We start from the raw sequence: 16,090 nt of genomic DNA on the forward strand, positions 1-16,090 counted from the left end.
TTTCGGGGACTCCTATGAGGTTTTCGGGGACTCCTGTGAGGTTTTCGGGGACTCCTGTGAGGTTTTCGGGGAAGCCTTCGGCACGCCTGTGGATAACTGTGACATGCTAACTATGAGGTTTTCGGGGAAGATAGGCTCTGCTTACTCGTCGAGGTCGAGGAAGCTGCCGCCCTGCCTCGTCAGGCGGTTGGTCGAAGGCATTGGCGCGAACACATATTCTACTGTCCCCGCTAACCGGGCGCGCCGTCCCACTTTCGAGCGTTCCAATTCCTTGCCCGCTTCATGTAGTGCCTCGCTATCTTTTGGCCACCAACCAACCTTGATGGCGGCAACGCGCTTGCCTTGCTTTACCGGCAGCACAGAGACGTTGAATGGGGCAATAGCGTTGATTTCCGCCACGGTAGGCTTCAACACGTGCTTGTTCAGCTCGCCGAAGGTCTTGTAGCGGCCCGGCGGGACGCCTAGCAGGCCTCGGAATTCATCGAGCGTGTATTCATGAAAGGTCTTGTGCGAAAGGTTGGCAAGTTGTGCCAGGTTTTCGTACAGACTGACGGCGTACTTCGAGCTGAACGCCATCAGGATGGGAATGGCGATTTTGCCCCAGATGGTGGAGTCCTGAAGTACGGCCACCAGCCGCTTGTCGAAGCTGTAGGTGAGCACTCCGGCGGGCCGCTCCGGATCGTCTAGGTCGTTGCCACCTAAGAACTGGACGCGCCGCGTGCGGCCATCGGGCAGATGCAGAGTGAGGATGGTGCGCATCAGCGCCTCCACCGCTTCCTCCACCATCTCGTAGCCCTTGTGGCCGTCAGGCTTCAGGTCGTCGATTTCAATGGTATAGTCACGCCCTTCTTCCACCCCCTGCCGGTGAGCATTGTGCCAGAGGATGGTGATAGCTCGACGAGCGTTGAGCGTTAGCTCATGGTGGCCAGAAACCTGAATCAGCTCAGCGGGCTTGATGGCCTCGCGGTCGCGGGGACGGATGTTAAGCGTCAGAACGCGGTCTTTAGGACTCTCGTCGCCCATACCGACATCATAGATATTTCTATGAAAAGAAAAAGTGAAAATTTTCACTTCAATCTTTCACAATTCCCCGAAAACCTCATAATTAGACCGAGAGCAACTCAAGTAAATTAATTTACCTGGTAAATATAATTACCCGGTGATTTTATTTACCAGATTTGTGCGCGAGATAGATTGCCCACGCCTCCTCGATGAGGGTGCCCTGCGTTACGCCGCGCCGAGTTGCCTCGGCGGCAATCTCCTCGGCAATATGGGGCAGCACCTTGGCATGCACCTGACCAGTACGCGGGCTGGGCGGACGACCACGTCTGCCAGTCGCCTCACGCGCCACGAAGCCATACTGCTCCCCAGCTCTGTCCACTGTCTGGATGGCGGCGGGCGCCGCGTCCTTGGGCCTGCTGCGAAGCTGCTTCAGGTCAACGACGAAGGGCTTGGATTGCTCGCTCATTGAGTGGCCTCCGTTAGACGCTGATAGATGGCTTGCGCGAATGCAGAGGCGTTCTTGATGGCCTCCTCCATGCGGCCTTGTGCAGGCATCGAGCGCAAATCGCCGCCGAACGCGAACAGAGCGGAGAACGCGGCACGCTCCATCAGGGAGGGCTGTACGATATCCACCCCCTGCCCGCTCAACGAAGCCTCAATGCCACGATGCTGCTTGGACTCTATGCTTCGGGTCATGGTGAAGACCACGGCGTGGCGAATGGAGCGGCCCAGCGCTTCCTCCTCCTCGGCAATGAGTGCCAGCGTACGCGCGCCTATCGTGGCGTCGAGTGTAGTGGCTCGCATAGGTGTGAGGACCAGGTCGGCCTGGCTAATGGCACGCGAGACCAGCCGCGAGGCCACGCCTTCCAGGTCCACGATGACAATGCCGCCGTCTGCATCATGTTTCTGAATGGTGCGCACAATGTCGGATTCCGTCACGTCCGCCAGCAACGTCATGCGCGGTGGCAACTCCCCCCTGCCCCCCCACAGGGACAAAGAACGGTTGGGGTCACAGTCGAGCATAGTCACCTGTGCGCCTGCATGGGCCAGCTCGGTGCCCAACAGCACGGCGCTAGTGGATTTACCTGAGCCTCCCTTGGGCGAGGCGATGACAACAACCGGCATGGTTCCCCTTCTCCGGCCATCCGAATACCCGGTATTTCTTATTATCTGGTAATTTGAATTACCCGGGTAATTGGGCGTGGTCAAGTGAAGGGGGGTGGGTGGCAGGTCGAATGAGGTTGGGCTCCGGCATGCGCTTCAAGTCACACAAAGCCGTGTCAGCGCTCGTTGTCGGCTAGCAACCCTTCCACATCCCTGCCTCCATAAAGTACCCGGTCAATGATGACGCGCTCAGGCGTGATGTGGAAGGCGATAGTTACTCGCCGCCGGTAGCCGATGATGCGCAGGCCAGGGCGCAGGTCATCGCGGCGCATGCCCCGCTCGGGAAAGGAGGCGAATGCCAGGCAGTAGCGTTGCAGCCGCTCAACATAGGCTAGCGCCCGCTCCGGCGAGGCATCTTCAGCGATGCGGTCATAGAGGCTGGTCAAGTCGACCAATGCCTCAGGGGCGAAGATGACCTCATGCGCCACGGCTAGCCTTCAGGCGCTCGGCATGGCGGGCGCGCATCGCCGAAGCTACCTGGTCGGGTGTTAGGCCCCGCGAGGGGTCGGCCTGCATGGCATCATAGACTGACACCACTTCTTCCCGTAGCCAGCGCTCCACGGCGGCGTCGCGCTCCTGCAAGGCACGCAGGCCGGCGCGCACAACCTCGCTGGCCGAGGCGTAGGTACCGGAAGAGACCAGGCTATCGATGAAGCGCGTCTGCTCAAGCGGCAGGCTGACGGTACGCTTTTCGGTAGTGGACATGGGGGGCTCACAAGGGACAGTGGGACGGCGGCGGTATGAATTATTCATACCGCTCTTTCCGCTTGCTGTCACGCATTGGCCAACTTTTCAAACGTGCTCACTCCCACATTTTGCTGGCGATATTTTTTTCTTCGGCGCCTGTGGCGTTGGCGTAGATGGCGGTGGTGGTGAGCTGGGCGTGACCGAGCCATTTCTGGAGGAGGTTGAGGGGGATGCCGGCGGAGACGGCGGTGACGCCGAAGCTGTGGCGGAGGCCTTTGGGGGAGGCGTGGGGGCCGGGGAGCCCGGCGGCTTGCATGAGGGCGTGGATAGCGCGCCAGCCGGTCATGCGTGACCAGGGCCAGAGACGGATGCCGCGTCCTTTACCGCGGCGGGCCTGGTGTTCGCGGATGCCGTGGACGAGGTCGAGGGCGCTGAGCAGGGCAGGGGGGACGGGGACGGCGCGGTAGATGCCGCGCTGGCGTTTTTTCAGGCTTTCGAAGATGAGCACGCCGGCGGCGAGGTCGACGCGGTCGATGGTGAGGGCCAGGGCCTCGGAGAGGCGGCAGCCGGCGTAGGCGAGGGTCATACCGAGGGTGCGGACCTGGCGGTCGGCGTGTTCGGCGGCGGCGAGGAAGGCGTCGCGTTCGCTCCGGGTCAGATATTTGCGGGCGCCGCTGGGGTCGTAGAGGCTCATGCCGTCGACCGGCCGCGAAGCCGGCGGCGCGGAATGGCTGACCCGCGGTGATATCGGCGCGGTTTTTCGCGAACCCCCAGGCTTGCCCACAGACTTACTCAGATTTTTGTGGATAACCTGCCCCGCCGCGCGGGCAGTCATGGCCACTTCAGACGCACCCTGAGAAGCTTTGGCTGCGGCACTGATGCTGCGTGCGGAAGAGGGTTTCGGGATGCCGGGTCCAGGGCCGGCGCGGCCCTGGCGGGGGCGCGGGGGCAGAGCCCCCGCTCTGCCCTTACCTTTCCCCTTACCCTTGTTTTGACGGTTCACGCGGAGGTTTCGCGATAGCCACGGCGTCGTTTGCGGCGAGCGAGGGCGGCGAGGGCGTTGAGAGCGGCGCCTGGGTCTGGGTAGGGGTCGAGGCGGAGGTGGCCTTTGGTTCCGATGCGGCCCCAGTAGCGGGCGAGGAGGGCGCGGCCGAAGAGGTCGGGCCAGATGGCGAGGTGATAGAAGCGCCATTCGTTGCGCTCGGGCCGGATGCGGATGAGGCGGGCGTGGTCGGGGAAGAGAGGGAGCTGGTAGGGTTCGGCCATGGGGAGGGCCTTTCGGGGGTTTTGGGCTTTATCCACCGAGAACTGTATCAGATGGGGGATTCCGTGGCCAGCGGAAAGCGCCTCGCGGTGGGGAGCATGGCGGGCGTCGGGAGGTCCGGCTTGGCACGATGGCGGCGGTGATGGTGCTGGGGTTCGAGGCCCTGGCGGCGCTGCTTTCGGTGCTGTCGCGGGGCGCTGATGGGGGAAGGGTATTCCGGATACTTTCCGGAAAGTATCCGGAATACCTGGCGGAAAATGCGATGCCTTTCAGGGGGGAGAGAGCGTTATAGGCCGTGGCAAGCCATGCGCGGTCATACCGCGCGGGCGTTGGCAAGGGGGCTGCGGCCCCCGTTGCATCCCCGGCGAGGGCTGCCCCCATCCGGTTCATGTTTGGGCGGCGGGTAGGTGGCGGGGGCGCGGGGTGTGTGAGGTGGCTTTTGTTACTTTATAAGTAATAAGGTAACAGGGGACGGCGCACGCTCCAGGCTTAAACCAAACGGCATCCGAGAAAATATGGAGCGGTTCAGTTTGACCTGCCCCCCGGTCGTCCCTCAGTCATAACGAGAGTCCTTGGGGTTGATAATGGTTGGCTTCGGGTTGGGCAAGCGCGCCGGGCGCGGAGCCCTCAGATTGCTCAAGCGCCCGGCGCGCGTCGGCGGGGGTCTGGTTGGCGAGCGATGAGTGTGGCCTGACGTTGTTGTAGTCGTAGCGCCACAGGGCCAGCTTGCGGCGGGCATCGTCCAGGCTGTCGAAGATCTCTTCGTTGAGGCATTCATCGCGCAGGCTTGCGTTGAAGCTCTCGATGTAGCCGTTCTGCTGCGGCTTGCCGGGATCGATGTAATGCCACTCGACACCGTTCTCATTGGCCCATTTCAGAATGGCCTTGCTGGTGAACTCGGTTCCGTTGTCGGAGACGATGCAGGCGGGCTTCCCATAGATCCGGACGAGGGCATCGAGTTCCCGGGCCACCCGGGCGCCCGAGATGCTGGTATCGGCCATCAGGCCGAGATTTTCTCGGCAGCAATCGTCATTCACCGCCAGGATGCGGAACTTGCGGCCGGCCCCGAAGGTATCCAACAGGAAATCGAGCGACCAACGCTGGTTCGGGCGCAGCGGCACAGGCATCGGCGTCCGGCTGCCACGCGCCCGTTTGCGGCCACGGCGGCGGCGGACAGACAGCCCCTCTTCGCGGTAAAGGCGGTAGAGCTTCTTTTCGTTCATCACCATGCCCTTGCGCGCCAGCATGATCCCGATGCGCCGGTAGTGCTTTGAACCAAACAGAGGATTCACAACGGGGCTGATTTGTGAGATTCTGTGTGCATGGCACAGACCGTCATCCCCATCGTCAACTCCGCGGACCGCGAGCGTTTGGCCGCCATTGTGGAGGATCGCAACCGTTCTCAGAAGCATGTTCAGCGTGCCAGGATCATTCTGCTATCGGCGGAGCGTCTGACCGTGCTGGAGGTGGCGGCGCGCAGTGGAGCAAGCCGGCCGTCGGTATGGCGCTGGCAGCGGCGCTTTGCCGAGCAAGGTGTCGATGGATTGCTGCGCGACAAGACACGCAAGCCGGGCAAGGCGCCGTTGTCGCCGGCGACCATCGCCCGCGTGCTGGCGCTGCCCTGCGGGGAGGCACCGAAAGCGGCGACCCACTGGACCGGCCGTATGGTGGCCAGCGCCGTCGGCATCAGCCTGAGCGCGGTGCAGCGCATCTGGCGGGCCCATCGCCTGCAGCCACACCGCATCAGGACCTTCAAGAAATCCAACGACCCGGCTTTCGCCGCCAAGGTCGAGGATATCGTTGGGCTCTACATGAACCCGCCTGCGCACGCCGTCGTCGTCTCGATCGACGAGAAAAGCCAGATCCAGGCGCTCGACCGCACCCAGCCCGGCCTGCCGATCAAGCCTGGCCGCTGCGGCACCATGACCCATGATTACAAGCGCCACGGCACCACCACCCTGTTCGCCGCTCTGAATGTCCTCGACGGCACCGTCGTCGGCCGCTGCATGCCCCGGCACACCCATCAGGAATTCGTCAGGTTCCTCAACGCCGTCGAGCGCGCCGTCCCCGCCGGCAAGATCATCCACGCCATCGCCGACAACTACGCCACCCACAAACATCCTAAAGTCAGGGAGTGGCTGGCCGATCATCCGCGCTGGGTCTTCCATTTCACGCCAACCTCCGCGTCCTGGATCAACGCCGTCGAAAACTTCTTCTCTGTCATCACCCGACGGCGCATCCGGCGCGGCGTGTTCACCTCCGTCGCCGATCTCCAACGCGCCATCCGCAGCTACATCCGCGAGCACAACCGCAACCCCAGGCCATTCGTCTGGACCAAGCCGGCTGACGACATCCTCGCCAAGCTCAGCCGGCTGCCTGTAGCGTCCGATTGAGTCAGAGCACTAGCCAAAGCGGCGACGCTTTTCGGCGATCTTGTGCATTTCCTCACGGATCTCCGGATTGTCGGGCGAGCGCTCGCGCCGCACCGTCTTCGGATCGACGCCGACCAGGACACAGGCCCGGCGTTGAGAGATCGCATGACCTCGCATCGCCCGCTGCACCGCCTCCCGCCGTTGCATCGGCGTCGTCAGGGTTTTCCCAGCAAATCCTTCAGCACGACGTTATCCAGCATCGCGTCGGCCAGAAGACGCTTCAGCTTGGTATTCTCGTCCTCGACCTGCTTCAGCCGTTTGGCATCAGATAACTCCATCCCGCCATACTTGGCCTTCAGCTTGTAGAACGTCGCCGGGCTCAGCCCATGCTTCCGACAAAGCTCGGAGGTCGGCAGGCCAGCCTCTTGTTCCTTGATCATCCCGATAATCTGCGCCTCGGTGAAACGGCTTTTCCTCATCTCGTCTGCTCCTTCAGGGTGGGCAGACTCTACATCACGGCGAGGGCGCTTTCGGGGGGCAGGTCACGACGCATGCCTCTTGCCGATTGAACGACAGCGAACGCCTCCACCAGAGCAGCCCTCATCGCCTCGGCGGAGAAGCGGGCTGAGACGTAGCCACGCTGCGCGTCGGCGCGTTGCTGCCAAAGCGTGTCATCCGTGAGGAGCCGGCACGCGGCCGCCGCAAGCGCAGTCGCGTCCTCGCCAATGTCGACGATGGACTCGATCCCAGGCATGCCCTGGATACCGACCGGGGTGGTTACCACAGGCACGGCATTGTGCATAGCATCCACCACTTTGAGCTTCACGCCGGCGCCGGAGCGCAAGGGGCAAATCGCAACGCGCGCCATACGATAGGCTGCCGCCAACTCTGAATCCGTGACGTTACCTCGCACCTCCACCCCTGGCTGTGCCAAGGTCAGCACCTCAAGGGGCGGGTTAGAACCAATGATGGTGAGGCTTGCTCCGGGATGATCGCGCCAAATCAACGGCATGATCTCTTTTACTAGCCAAATAGCCGACTCGACATTGGGCGGATGGCGGAAACCGCCGACGAAAAGCAAATTCGGCGCGTCAGGAATTTCTTTGTGGGTAGGGGGCGTAACCGGCAAAACGCAGACGGGTACGCTCTGTGCGCGCACGCCTGGTTCCAATCGCCTTACGGCTTCGACTTCTTCTTCAGATAAATAGAGAACGACGTCCACCATGCGCCAAATTCGACGTTCTAGCGCCTTCATCTCCGCGATCGCGGCATTCTTGGTCTTGTTTTGCTGTGCTCCAGGTTCGCTCGCCATGCGGGCAAAGTGCAGGTCATGGCCATAAAAAACGATCGGCGCACGACAATGGCGGCGAAGCGGCAGCAGCAATTCGTTCGCTACGGACGGCCGAGAAAGGACGATCTCGTCCACCTCGTCGCCATGTTGGCGAAGCCATGCCTCCGCATTCTCGTTCCAAGGCCCGTGGATCACCTCGATCCCGCGTGCTTCCAGCGCCTCAGTATAGCCGGGCGTGCGATGGAGATTTTGTGGTAGAAATTTTACCATCCGCCCGGTCGCAAGCAACGTATCCATGAACGTGAGCATCGCTCGCGAACCGCCGTCACGATCCGGCTCCGGCACGTAATGGTCGACGACCAGGGTCAGGCGTCGCGCGAGTGACCGATCGCGGGCGCGCAAAACACGCTCACCATTGGGCAGATGCTCGCGCTCCAAGGTTTCGCGCCAGCGCTCCCTGAAACGCTGGGAATTGGTGACCTGATGAGCCTTGACCCCCTGGCTGGTATCGGTGCCGTGGGTGATGCCTTCATGGTGGATGACCACCGACCGCGGCTGGTAAAGCACCTTCCATCCCGCTGCCCGCAGCCGGAAAGCAAGATCGCTGTCCTCATAGTAAGCCGGCAGGAAATGCTCATCAAAGCCGCCCATCTCCTCCCAGAGTGCGCGGGGCAGCATGATGGCGGCGCCGGAAATATAGTCCACTTCGCGGACATAATTGAATTCCGGCCGCTGCGGATCGCTCAGATTGCCGTAATTCCAGGCCGATCCGTCCCGCCACATGATGCCGCCGGCCTCCTGCAGGCGGCCATCGGGATAGATCAGTTTCGACCCGACCAAGCCAGCATCGGGTCGAGCGTCGAACAGCTCCACCAGCGTGTCCACGGCGCCCGGCAGAATTTCGGTGTCGTTGTTGAGAAAAAACAGGAAATCGCCTTTGGCCAGCTTTGCCGCGGCATTGCAGCTACGCAAAAAACCCATGTTCTCCGGCCAGCGGATGAAGCGCAGACCGGAAACCCGCTCTAGCGCGAGCACGTCTTCGCCGGGCGTCGCATCGTCGGCAACCAGCACCTCGAACGGCGTCGCCGGCGGCGCGGCGGCGATGCTGGCGAGACAGCGCAGCGTATAATCCACCCCGCCATAGATCGGAATGATGATGGTGACGCGCGGTGTCGCCGAGACCGGCAGATGAATCGTCTCTGCTTGGGTCTGGGATTGTTCCGTAGACGGCTGTGGCGGCACCATCCCCTCCGCCGGAGCCGGCAGCGCCGCTTGGCTCTCACGCCGTTTCCGCCGCTCTTCCAACCGCTGCCGCAGCCGTCCGGTTACGATCCAGAAAGCCAAACGCAAGGTCCGGCGCCCGTTGCGAGCGACAAATGGTATCTGGCGACCAAGGAGTCTTAACGGCCCTGTCATCCGCCAACTGGTGCTGAGTTGGATCTGCTTTAATTGCACCGCAAGATCCGTTACGAGTTGCTGTAACCGAACATGGTTCGCCTGCTGCTGCTCTGTCTCGGTCCAGCGCTGCTTGATTTCCGCCCTTAGCCGCTCGGCCTCCGCCCGCTGCTGCTCTGTCTCGGCCCGGCGCTGCTCGATTTCCGCCCTTAGCCGCTCGGCCTCCGCCCGCTGCTGCTCTGTCTCGGTCCGGCGCTGCTCGATTTCCGCCCTTAGCCGCTCGGCTTCCGCCTGCTGCTGCTCTGTCTCGGTCCAGCGCTGCTTGATTTCCGCCCTTAGCCGCTCGGTCTCCGCCTGCTGCTGCTCTGTCTCGGTCCGGCGCTGCTCGATTTCCGCCCTTAGCCGCTCGGTCTCCGCCTGCAATCGCTCATGCGTTTTGCGCAACGCGTCTCCGGCCTCCTGGGTTTGCCGCAGCATGGATACCAAGCTGGCATTGGCCCGAACCAGTATAGGATCGGCGGCCTCGGTGGCAGCGAGCGCTTGGGGTGGTGCAGAAGGCGCTATGGCACCGGCAACGCGTGGTCGGCGAATCGGCGTGAGGTGAGTCTCGTAGGCGAGGTCGAGCGCCTGACATAGCTCGGCAAATCGGGCGCGCCCATCGACGCCGCGTGCTTCCTCCCAGGATTTGAGGCGATCAATCAGGTCATAGGTGGAGCGCAAGACAGCCACCGCTTCCGAGTAGCTGCCGGGAGTGGCGTTACGGCTCGCTTTGAGCCAGCGATCAATGCTGTGATGAGCGAAATGCGCCAAGTCGGCGCCTTCACCGAGCGCGCGCACGCGTTCCGGGCGCGAGGTGTAGCGATTCGTCTTATCGATCCATTGATGTACGTCGGCATGTGACAAATGATGGATCGCGATTCCCGCGTCGGATGGGATATCGTAGCGACGCTCAGAGAGTTCCTCAATGCCGCCATGCACGGTAGGAACAAAGCGCAGAGCGCCCTTGCGGAACAGACGAATATGCGATTCCGGCCAGTAATACGCATCCTCGTCGTGCTGCGCCATGATGTAATGACGAAGAGGCAGCCGATATAGATCGGCACGCGGTTCGTGTAACTCCTTATCGATAAACAACGCGGCGTCGGGGCTCAGACACTCGTCATCATCGAGGAATAGCACCCAATCATGCGTGCAATAGGATTCCATCGAGACACGCGTTTCCTCAACGGTGGGAGACCAAGGCACGCGGACCACGCGGTCGACAAACGCCGCGCCGATCTCTGCGGTGCGGTCGGTAGAAGATTTATCGAGCAGTATAACCTCGTCGGCGAACTGCAACCCGCGCAGGACGGTACCAATAATTTCTTCCCGGTTGTAGCTCACAACGATCGCCGACAGCTTGCACCGACGGCGCGTTTCAGGCTGTGTCACTGGTCCTTCATCCCGCTTGAAGTCGGAGCAATAGGTGCATTCTTGTCACAACGCTCGCGAGTTTGCGATTAGAAGCCGCGAAAGCACCCTGTCAACAAATTTGTGATCGAGGCAGAGCGTCTAGCCCACCTTATTCAGTGCGCCCCAACGGCGCGGTTCACCAGTGGAGGGAGGATCTACCCAGGGAGTTGTCCGGTAGACCCTGGTAGCTGACGAGCGGCTTGGACGGGTAACCGGGCGGGCCGAAGCCTCGTGACAAAGGCCGCCATGGGCGGTTGAGCAATCCGTGTACGCGGCGGTGGAAAAGTAGGCCATGTAGCGGCGGCATAGTGCTGCTGCGTGGCGAGGCAAAAACCGGCCACTTGTAGAGTTGCCTCTTTCTGAATGGAGGGGGAGGCGGCCGGGGATGTATTCAGTGGAAGTTTATGCGGCGGCTCGGCAATTTGTGTTTGTCGAGGGGCGGAGCTGCCTCGAGCGCCGCGCGCGCCTCGCCCTCGAGCCCGGAGGCATTGAGCGCTCGCCGCAGGTCGCGGGCGGTGAAGATGGATTTATGCGCGGTCAGGCTCGCGAGGATGGCCTCGGGGTCACGCTTGCGGACCTCGGCCACCGCGGCATTGGCCTCGGCAATGGCGTCGCGCTCGCGACACACCGCCTCGTTCCGCATCTGGCCGCGGCGGTAATGCGGCTCGGCCATGCCACGCCGCTCCGGCACCGCCACCGCGAGACCCGCCCGCGCGAACCAGGCATCCTGGAACGCCGCCCAACGCTTGTCCCAGTCATCGCCGTCGCTGACAAAATGCGCGGCCCCCCGGCTGGCAAAGCCCGGGTTCATCGCCCGCGCCTTTTTGCCGAACCCGGCGGCGCCGAGGGCGCGGGTGCTGATCAGCAGATGGGCATGGGGGTTATGGTCATCGGCATGGATCGCCCATTCGACGGCGACGCCATGACGCTCGGGCTGCAGCTCGGCGGTGATGAAGGCGAGCAGCATCGCCTGGCGCTGCTCCGGCGTGACCTCGCGCGGCAGGGCGATGGTCATGTGGCGGGCGATCTGCCCGCCCTTCTTCCAGCGCCGCTCGCCGCTCTGGCGGTCGATGGTCTGCTCCGCCCGCTCGGCGGCACGCCAGAGCGCCGCCGGGTCATGCGCCCAGTCCGGGCATCCCCGGGGAGGATGAGGCCATGGCCGAGAAGCTCCGCGCCGCGATGGGCGAAGTTATAGACGCTGCCGCTGTCATCCGACCTTCGGGCGCGGGCGATATGGGGGTACGCCATAGAACGGGCAGGATAGCACGGTTCGCGGCACGTAGCGGGAACATGGCCGGGATTAACTGACAGGGTTGGTTGTTGGCCGGCTCCGTTTGGCGATGGCTGCCACGGTGTTCTTGCTCAAACCAAGCTCCCGCCCGACCAAGCGGTAACTGCGGCCCTGACCGATGAGCGCGATGACCTTTGGCGCGAGCCGATCCGATTTCAGTCGCTGTCCGGGCTGGCGGCCGAGACGTTTCCCCCTGGCTTTGGCTGCGGCGATACCGGAGCGAATGCGTTCCTGTATCAGCTCGCGCTCGAACTCCGCGATACCGGCCAGCACGGTCGCGATCATCCGTCCGTGCGGCGTGGCGAGGTCGAATGCCATGCCGTTGAGCGCGATCACCGATACGCGCCGGGCTTCCAACTCCTTCAGCGTCGCGAGCAGATCCGTCGTGCTGCGGCCCCAGCGGGACAGCTCGGTCACCAGAACCGCATCGATGTGCCTGGCTTGGGCGAGCGCCATGACCTTGCGCCGCTCGGCCCGGTCCTGTTTCACGCCCGAGCCGGTTTCCTTGAACGTACCGACCACATCGTAGCCGGACCTTTCGGCGAACGCGGCGAGATCCCGTTCCTGGCGCGCGCAGGACTGGTCGGCAGTCGAAACCCGGCAGTAGAGGGCGACGCGCTGTCCCAATTGAACTCATCCCGCCGGACGCCCGGCAAACCCTTGTTCCTGCTCGGGTGCGGGCCGTAGCAGACAGACTACACTCTATTTGGGACACCCGCTATGCCGAGACGCCGTGCGCTCACCGATGCGCAGCTTGAGAACCTGCTTGCCCTTCCGGTCATCGAAGCCGACCTCATCCGCCACTGGACATTAGCTGCTGCCGACCTTGCGGCGCTCGATCGCCGCCGCGGCGGTCATAACCAGCTTGGCTATGCCCTCCAGCTCTGTGCGTTCCGCTATCCCGGCCGCTTGCTCCGGCCCGGCGAGGCCATCCCGGAGACAGCCCTAAACTTCGTTGCCAACCAACTACGGGTCAGCGCCGACGCTCTCGCCGCGTATGCGGCCCGGCCCCAAACGCGGCGCGAGCAGCTTGACGGGCTGCGGGAGGGGTTCGGCTTCCAGATGTACGCGCACTGCCATGGCCGCGAGATGCTGGCTTGGCTTTTGCCGGTGGCGTTGGCGACGACGAACGCCCTCACTGTCGCCGCGACGCTGACGGACGAACTGCGCCGGCGCAAGATCCTCGCCCCGGGTTCGAGCGTGATCGAACGGTTGATCGCCGCCGTCCTGGTCGTGGCCGAGCGCCACGTCGCCGGACAGCTCACCCGCAACCTGTCCTCCGCACAGACCGAAGCCCTGGACGCTCTGCTCGGGTCCAAAGAGGACGCATCGACGAGTGTGCTGGCCTGGACGCGCCAGCCATCTGGCGCGCCCGGCTACAAGGCCCTCAAGCGGATTGTCGATCAGCTCGCACACCTGCGCACCATCGGCCTCGATCCCGCCGTTGCTGAAGGGGTGCATCCGGAGCGGCTGCGCAAACTTGCCCGTGAGGGCGGCCGTTTTACCGCCCAGCACCTGCGCGCGCTCTCGCCGCTCCGTCGCAGGTCGACTTTGGTCGCGACCGTGCTGGATACCACGGCGCGGCTGACCGATGACGGGTCGGCTTGTTCGACCGTGCTATCGGCCGGATGTTCCGCCGCGCCGAGGCCCGCGAGGAAAACGCTGTCCTGCGAGACGCCCGTGCCGTCAACGACAAGGTCAGGCTCTTCGCCAGGCTCGGCGCCGCCCTGATCGCGGCCAAGGCAACCGAGGGGGAAGCCGGCCTCGACGGCGCCGTGGTGTCGTCCATCGGCTGGGAAAAGCTCGCCGAAAGCGTCGCCGAAGCCGAACGCCTCAGCCGCCCGGACAAAGTGGACCTGCCGGCACTGGCCACGCGTGCCTGGCCAGTGCTGCACCGTCTCGGTCCGCTGTTCTTGGATACCTTCGAGCTTCGCGCCGTGCCCGCCGCCGCAGCAACGTTGCGCGCGGTCGAGTTGTTGCGTGAAGCATACAAGAGCGGGAGCCGGAAATGGCCCGAGGGCCTTCCGGTTAGCTTCCTCCGCCCTGCCTGGCGAAAAGCCGTGCGGGACAGCGGCGGCGACGGGAGTACGGAACACCGCCGCGCGTGGGAGGCCGCCACCTTGCTCACGCTGCGGGACAGCATGCGTTCGGGCGACATCTGGGTCGAGGGCAGCCGCCAATGGCGCGCCATCGAGGACCAGCTCATCCCGCCCGCATTGTTCGCCGCCATGCGCGAGGCCGGGCCGTTGCCGGTCGCCGTGCCAGCGACGGCGGAGGAGTACCTGAACGAGCGCCGCGCCCTGCTGGACCGGCGCATGGGGGAGATCGACGCCAAGGCCGCTGCGGACAAGCTGGAAGATGTCAGGATCAAGGGCGACGAACTGAAGATCACGCCCCTCAAGGCGATCACCCCGGAGGAGGCGGAGGCTGCCGCCGAGCGGCTCTATGCAATGGCGCCAAGTGCCCGCATCACCAGTGTGCTGGCCGACGTTCATAGCTGGACCGGATTCGCGAACGCCTTCACGCACCTGCACACAGGAATGCCGGCTGACGATCCGCGCGTCGTTCTGACCGGCGTGCTGGCCGATGCGACCAACCTCGGCCTGACCCGCATGGCCGAAGCCTGCTCGGTCGCGAGCTACCGGGAACTCGCCTGGACCGCAGGCTGGCACCTGCGCGAGGACACGTACCGCCAAGCGCTGGCCATGGTGGTCAATGCCCAGCAGCGCCAGCCACTCGCAGCGCGGTTCGGGTTCGCCGATGTCTCCAGTTCCGATGGCCAGGCGTTCCTGACCGCCGGGCGCGGCGAGGCCCTGGGCGCCTACAATGCCCGGCACGGCCACGGGCGGGAACCGTCCGCATTGTTCTACACCCACGTCTCGTCGCGCCACGCGCCGTTCCACACGGCATCTATTCCGCCCTCGGCGAAGCGGCATACGTCATAGACGGGCTGCTCTATCACGAGGCGGATCTCAGCGTTGCCGTCCATCATACGGACGGCGGCGGCGTGAGCGAGCACGTCTTCGCCTTGGCACATCTCCTAGGCTTCCGTTTCGCGCCGCGCATCCCCAACCTCGCGGACCGCAAACTTTACGCATTCGGCCCCGCCTCGACCTGGCCCGCCCTGGCGCCGTTCGTCGCCGGGCGCCCGGACGAAAAGCTGATCACGGCACAATGGGACGACGTGCTGCGGCTGGCGGCCTCGGTGCGCACGGGCACGGTCAGTGCCTCGTTGATGCTCAAGCGCCTCGGTGCCTATCCCCGGCAGAATGGATTGGCCCTCGCGTTGCGAGAAATCGGGCGCATCGAACGAACCCTTCACGCCCTGAACTGGCTTGAACAGCCGCAACTTCGGCGGCAGGCAACGGCTGAACTCAACAAGGGCGAGAGCCACAATGCACTGGCCCGTGCCGTATGCTTTCACCGCCTCGGGCGCCTGCACGACCGCACTGCCCAGGCCCAGCAGCACCGGGCCAGCGGCTTGGCCTTGGTAACAGCGGCCATCGTGCTGTGGAACACCGTCTATCTCGGCCGTGCCCTTGACGCTATACGTCGCCGTGGCGAAACGATGCCGGACGAATTGCTCGCCCACCTCGCGCCGCTCGGCTGGCAGCACATCAACCTGACTGGCGACTATCTCTGGGGCGCCGATACCAGCCTTGGCCCGGACGGATTCCGGCCGCTTAAGGGCATCTTTGCCAGCTTGCCCATGGCCAAGGCGCTGGCAGCATAGCCGCGTTCTCTTTACGTGCCACGAACCGTGCTATCCTGCCCGTTCTATGGCGTACCCCCCGTGACGGTGATGATGCAGCCGCTTCGCTGTTCTTCTTTCCCCCCTCCCCTTCCCGCAGGCATGGCTTTCCGCCCGCCGCAAGTGGTTTTTCGGCGGTGACGCTATTTCGGGGGTGGGGGTTAGTCCGCTTGCGGTGAAACTGCGCCCCTCAAAGCATGCTTTCTTGTTTGGCTGCCGCATCACGGGCGCGGATAGCGTTTCCGAGGCGCTCGAGGGCCTTTGCGATGGGGCTCTTAGGGCCAAGTGGCAAATAGTTATCAACAGGCCATACGTATTCAAGTATTTCAATATTCTTTAGTTCTAGATTCGTAGGCAAATTTACAATTTAAATCAGTGTGTTGCATTGCCAACTATGAGAGATTCGGGACTCCTGTGAGGT

At 63.5% G+C, this 16,090-nt stretch carries 11 protein-coding genes and 4 pseudogenes; 3 read left to right on the forward strand and 12 right to left on the reverse strand.

The genetic code is table 11. From position 1 onward, the window contains the following. Positions 1-141: 141 nt before the first annotated feature. The 7 genes from DEF76_RS19065 to DEF76_RS19095 form a co-directional block, all read right to left on the reverse strand. Complete coding sequence (locus tag DEF76_RS19065) at positions 142-1,071, reverse strand: replication initiation protein (protein WP_205216234.1); 930 nt, start codon at positions 1,069-1,071, stop codon at positions 142-144. Positions 1,072-1,165: 94 nt separating this feature from the next. Beyond that, positions 1,166-1,468, reverse strand: a complete 303-nt coding sequence (locus DEF76_RS19070; protein ID WP_114914102.1) for a chromosome partitioning protein ParB — start codon at positions 1,466-1,468, stop codon at positions 1,166-1,168. After that, positions 1,465-2,127 carry a ParA family protein gene (locus DEF76_RS19075; RefSeq protein ID WP_114914103.1) on the reverse strand — a complete coding sequence of 221 codons (663 nt, stop codon included), beginning with the start codon at positions 2,125-2,127 and terminating at the stop codon, positions 1,465-1,467. The genes DEF76_RS19070 and DEF76_RS19075 overlap by 4 nt, the downstream gene beginning before the upstream one ends. A 155-nt stretch (positions 2,128-2,282) precedes the next feature. Further along, positions 2,283-2,594, reverse strand: coding sequence for a type II toxin-antitoxin system RelE/ParE family toxin (locus DEF76_RS19080; protein ID WP_114914104.1), 312 nt, complete (start codon positions 2,592-2,594; stop codon positions 2,283-2,285). Further along, a complete protein-coding gene (locus DEF76_RS19085) occupies positions 2,584-2,871 on the reverse strand; it encodes a type II toxin-antitoxin system ParD family antitoxin (protein ID WP_114914078.1) in 288 nt (95 codons plus the stop codon). The genes DEF76_RS19080 and DEF76_RS19085 overlap by 11 nt, the downstream gene beginning before the upstream one ends. A 97-nt stretch (positions 2,872-2,968) precedes the next feature. Next, positions 2,969-3,547 (reverse strand): tyrosine-type recombinase/integrase, encoded by a 579-nt coding sequence (locus tag DEF76_RS19090; RefSeq protein WP_114914105.1) that lies wholly within the window; start codon positions 3,545-3,547, stop codon positions 2,969-2,971. A gap of 305 nt (positions 3,548-3,852) precedes the next feature. Beyond that, positions 3,853-4,119: a WGR domain-containing protein gene (locus DEF76_RS19095; protein WP_114914106.1), complete on the reverse strand. Its 267-nt coding sequence runs from the start codon at positions 4,117-4,119 to the stop codon at positions 3,853-3,855. 128 nt (positions 4,120-4,247) lie between these two features. On the opposite strand from DEF76_RS19095, the gene DEF76_RS19595 reads away from it, so the two are divergent. After that, positions 4,248-4,409 (forward strand): hypothetical protein, encoded by a 162-nt coding sequence (locus DEF76_RS19595; RefSeq protein ID WP_162800784.1) that lies wholly within the window; start codon positions 4,248-4,250, stop codon positions 4,407-4,409. Positions 4,410-4,674: 265 nt separating this feature from the next. On the opposite strand, the pseudogene DEF76_RS19100 reads toward DEF76_RS19595, so the two are convergent. Next, a pseudogene (locus tag DEF76_RS19100) lies at positions 4,675-5,382 on the reverse strand (IS3 family transposase); the annotation flags it as partial. 57 nt (positions 5,383-5,439) lie between these two features. On the opposite strand from DEF76_RS19100, the gene DEF76_RS19105 reads away from it, so the two are divergent. Then, positions 5,440-6,510, forward strand: coding sequence for an IS630 family transposase (locus tag DEF76_RS19105; protein WP_114910930.1), 1,071 nt, complete (start codon positions 5,440-5,442; stop codon positions 6,508-6,510). Positions 6,511-6,522: 12 nt separating this feature from the next. Here the strand turns inward: DEF76_RS19105 and DEF76_RS19110 are convergent. The 4 genes and pseudogenes from DEF76_RS19110 to DEF76_RS19125 all read right to left on the reverse strand — a co-directional run. After that, a pseudogene (locus DEF76_RS19110) lies at positions 6,523-6,968 on the reverse strand (transposase); the annotation flags it as partial. Between the two features lie 29 nt (positions 6,969-6,997). Next, positions 6,998-10,606: a glycosyltransferase gene (locus DEF76_RS19115; protein WP_114914107.1), complete on the reverse strand. Its 3,609-nt coding sequence runs from the start codon at positions 10,604-10,606 to the stop codon at positions 6,998-7,000. A gap of 412 nt (positions 10,607-11,018) precedes the next feature. Continuing rightward, a pseudogene (locus tag DEF76_RS19120) lies at positions 11,019-11,759 on the reverse strand (MobA/MobL family protein); the annotation flags it as partial. A gap of 168 nt (positions 11,760-11,927) precedes the next feature. After that, a complete protein-coding gene (locus DEF76_RS19125) occupies positions 11,928-12,545 on the reverse strand; it encodes a recombinase family protein (RefSeq protein WP_114914063.1) in 618 nt (205 codons plus the stop codon). 93 nt (positions 12,546-12,638) lie between these two features. On the opposite strand from DEF76_RS19125, the pseudogene DEF76_RS19130 reads away from it, so the two are divergent. Further along, positions 12,639-15,651: pseudogene (locus tag DEF76_RS19130) on the forward strand (Tn3 family transposase). The last annotated feature ends 439 nt before the right edge of the window (positions 15,652-16,090 follow it).

Source organism: Acidibrevibacterium fodinaquatile (genome assembly GCF_003352165.1).
GTDB classification, from domain to species: Bacteria; Pseudomonadota; Alphaproteobacteria; order Acetobacterales; family Acetobacteraceae; genus Acidibrevibacterium; species Acidibrevibacterium fodinaquatile.

Bases quoted from the DNA above. Each gene is read 5' to 3' on its own strand.
- DEF76_RS19070 (WP_114914102.1), bottom strand. From the start codon at position 1,468: ATGAGCGAGCAATCCAAGCCCTTCGTCGTTGACCTGAAGCAGCTTCGC.
- DEF76_RS19075 (WP_114914103.1), bottom strand. From the start codon at position 2,127: ATGCCGGTTGTTGTCATCGCCTCGCCCAAGGGAGGCTCAGGTAAATCC.
- DEF76_RS19085 (WP_114914078.1), bottom strand. From the start codon at position 2,871: ATGTCCACTACCGAAAAGCGTACCGTCAGCCTGCCGCTTGAGCAGACG.
- DEF76_RS19090 (WP_114914105.1), bottom strand. From the start codon at position 3,547: ATGAGCCTCTACGACCCCAGCGGCGCCCGCAAATATCTGACCCGGAGC.
- DEF76_RS19095 (WP_114914106.1), bottom strand. From the start codon at position 4,119: ATGGCCGAACCCTACCAGCTCCCTCTCTTCCCCGACCACGCCCGCCTC.
- DEF76_RS19595 (WP_162800784.1), top strand. From the start codon at position 4,248: ATGGCGGCGGTGATGGTGCTGGGGTTCGAGGCCCTGGCGGCGCTGCTT.
- DEF76_RS19105 (WP_114910930.1), top strand. From the start codon at position 5,440: ATGGCACAGACCGTCATCCCCATCGTCAACTCCGCGGACCGCGAGCGT.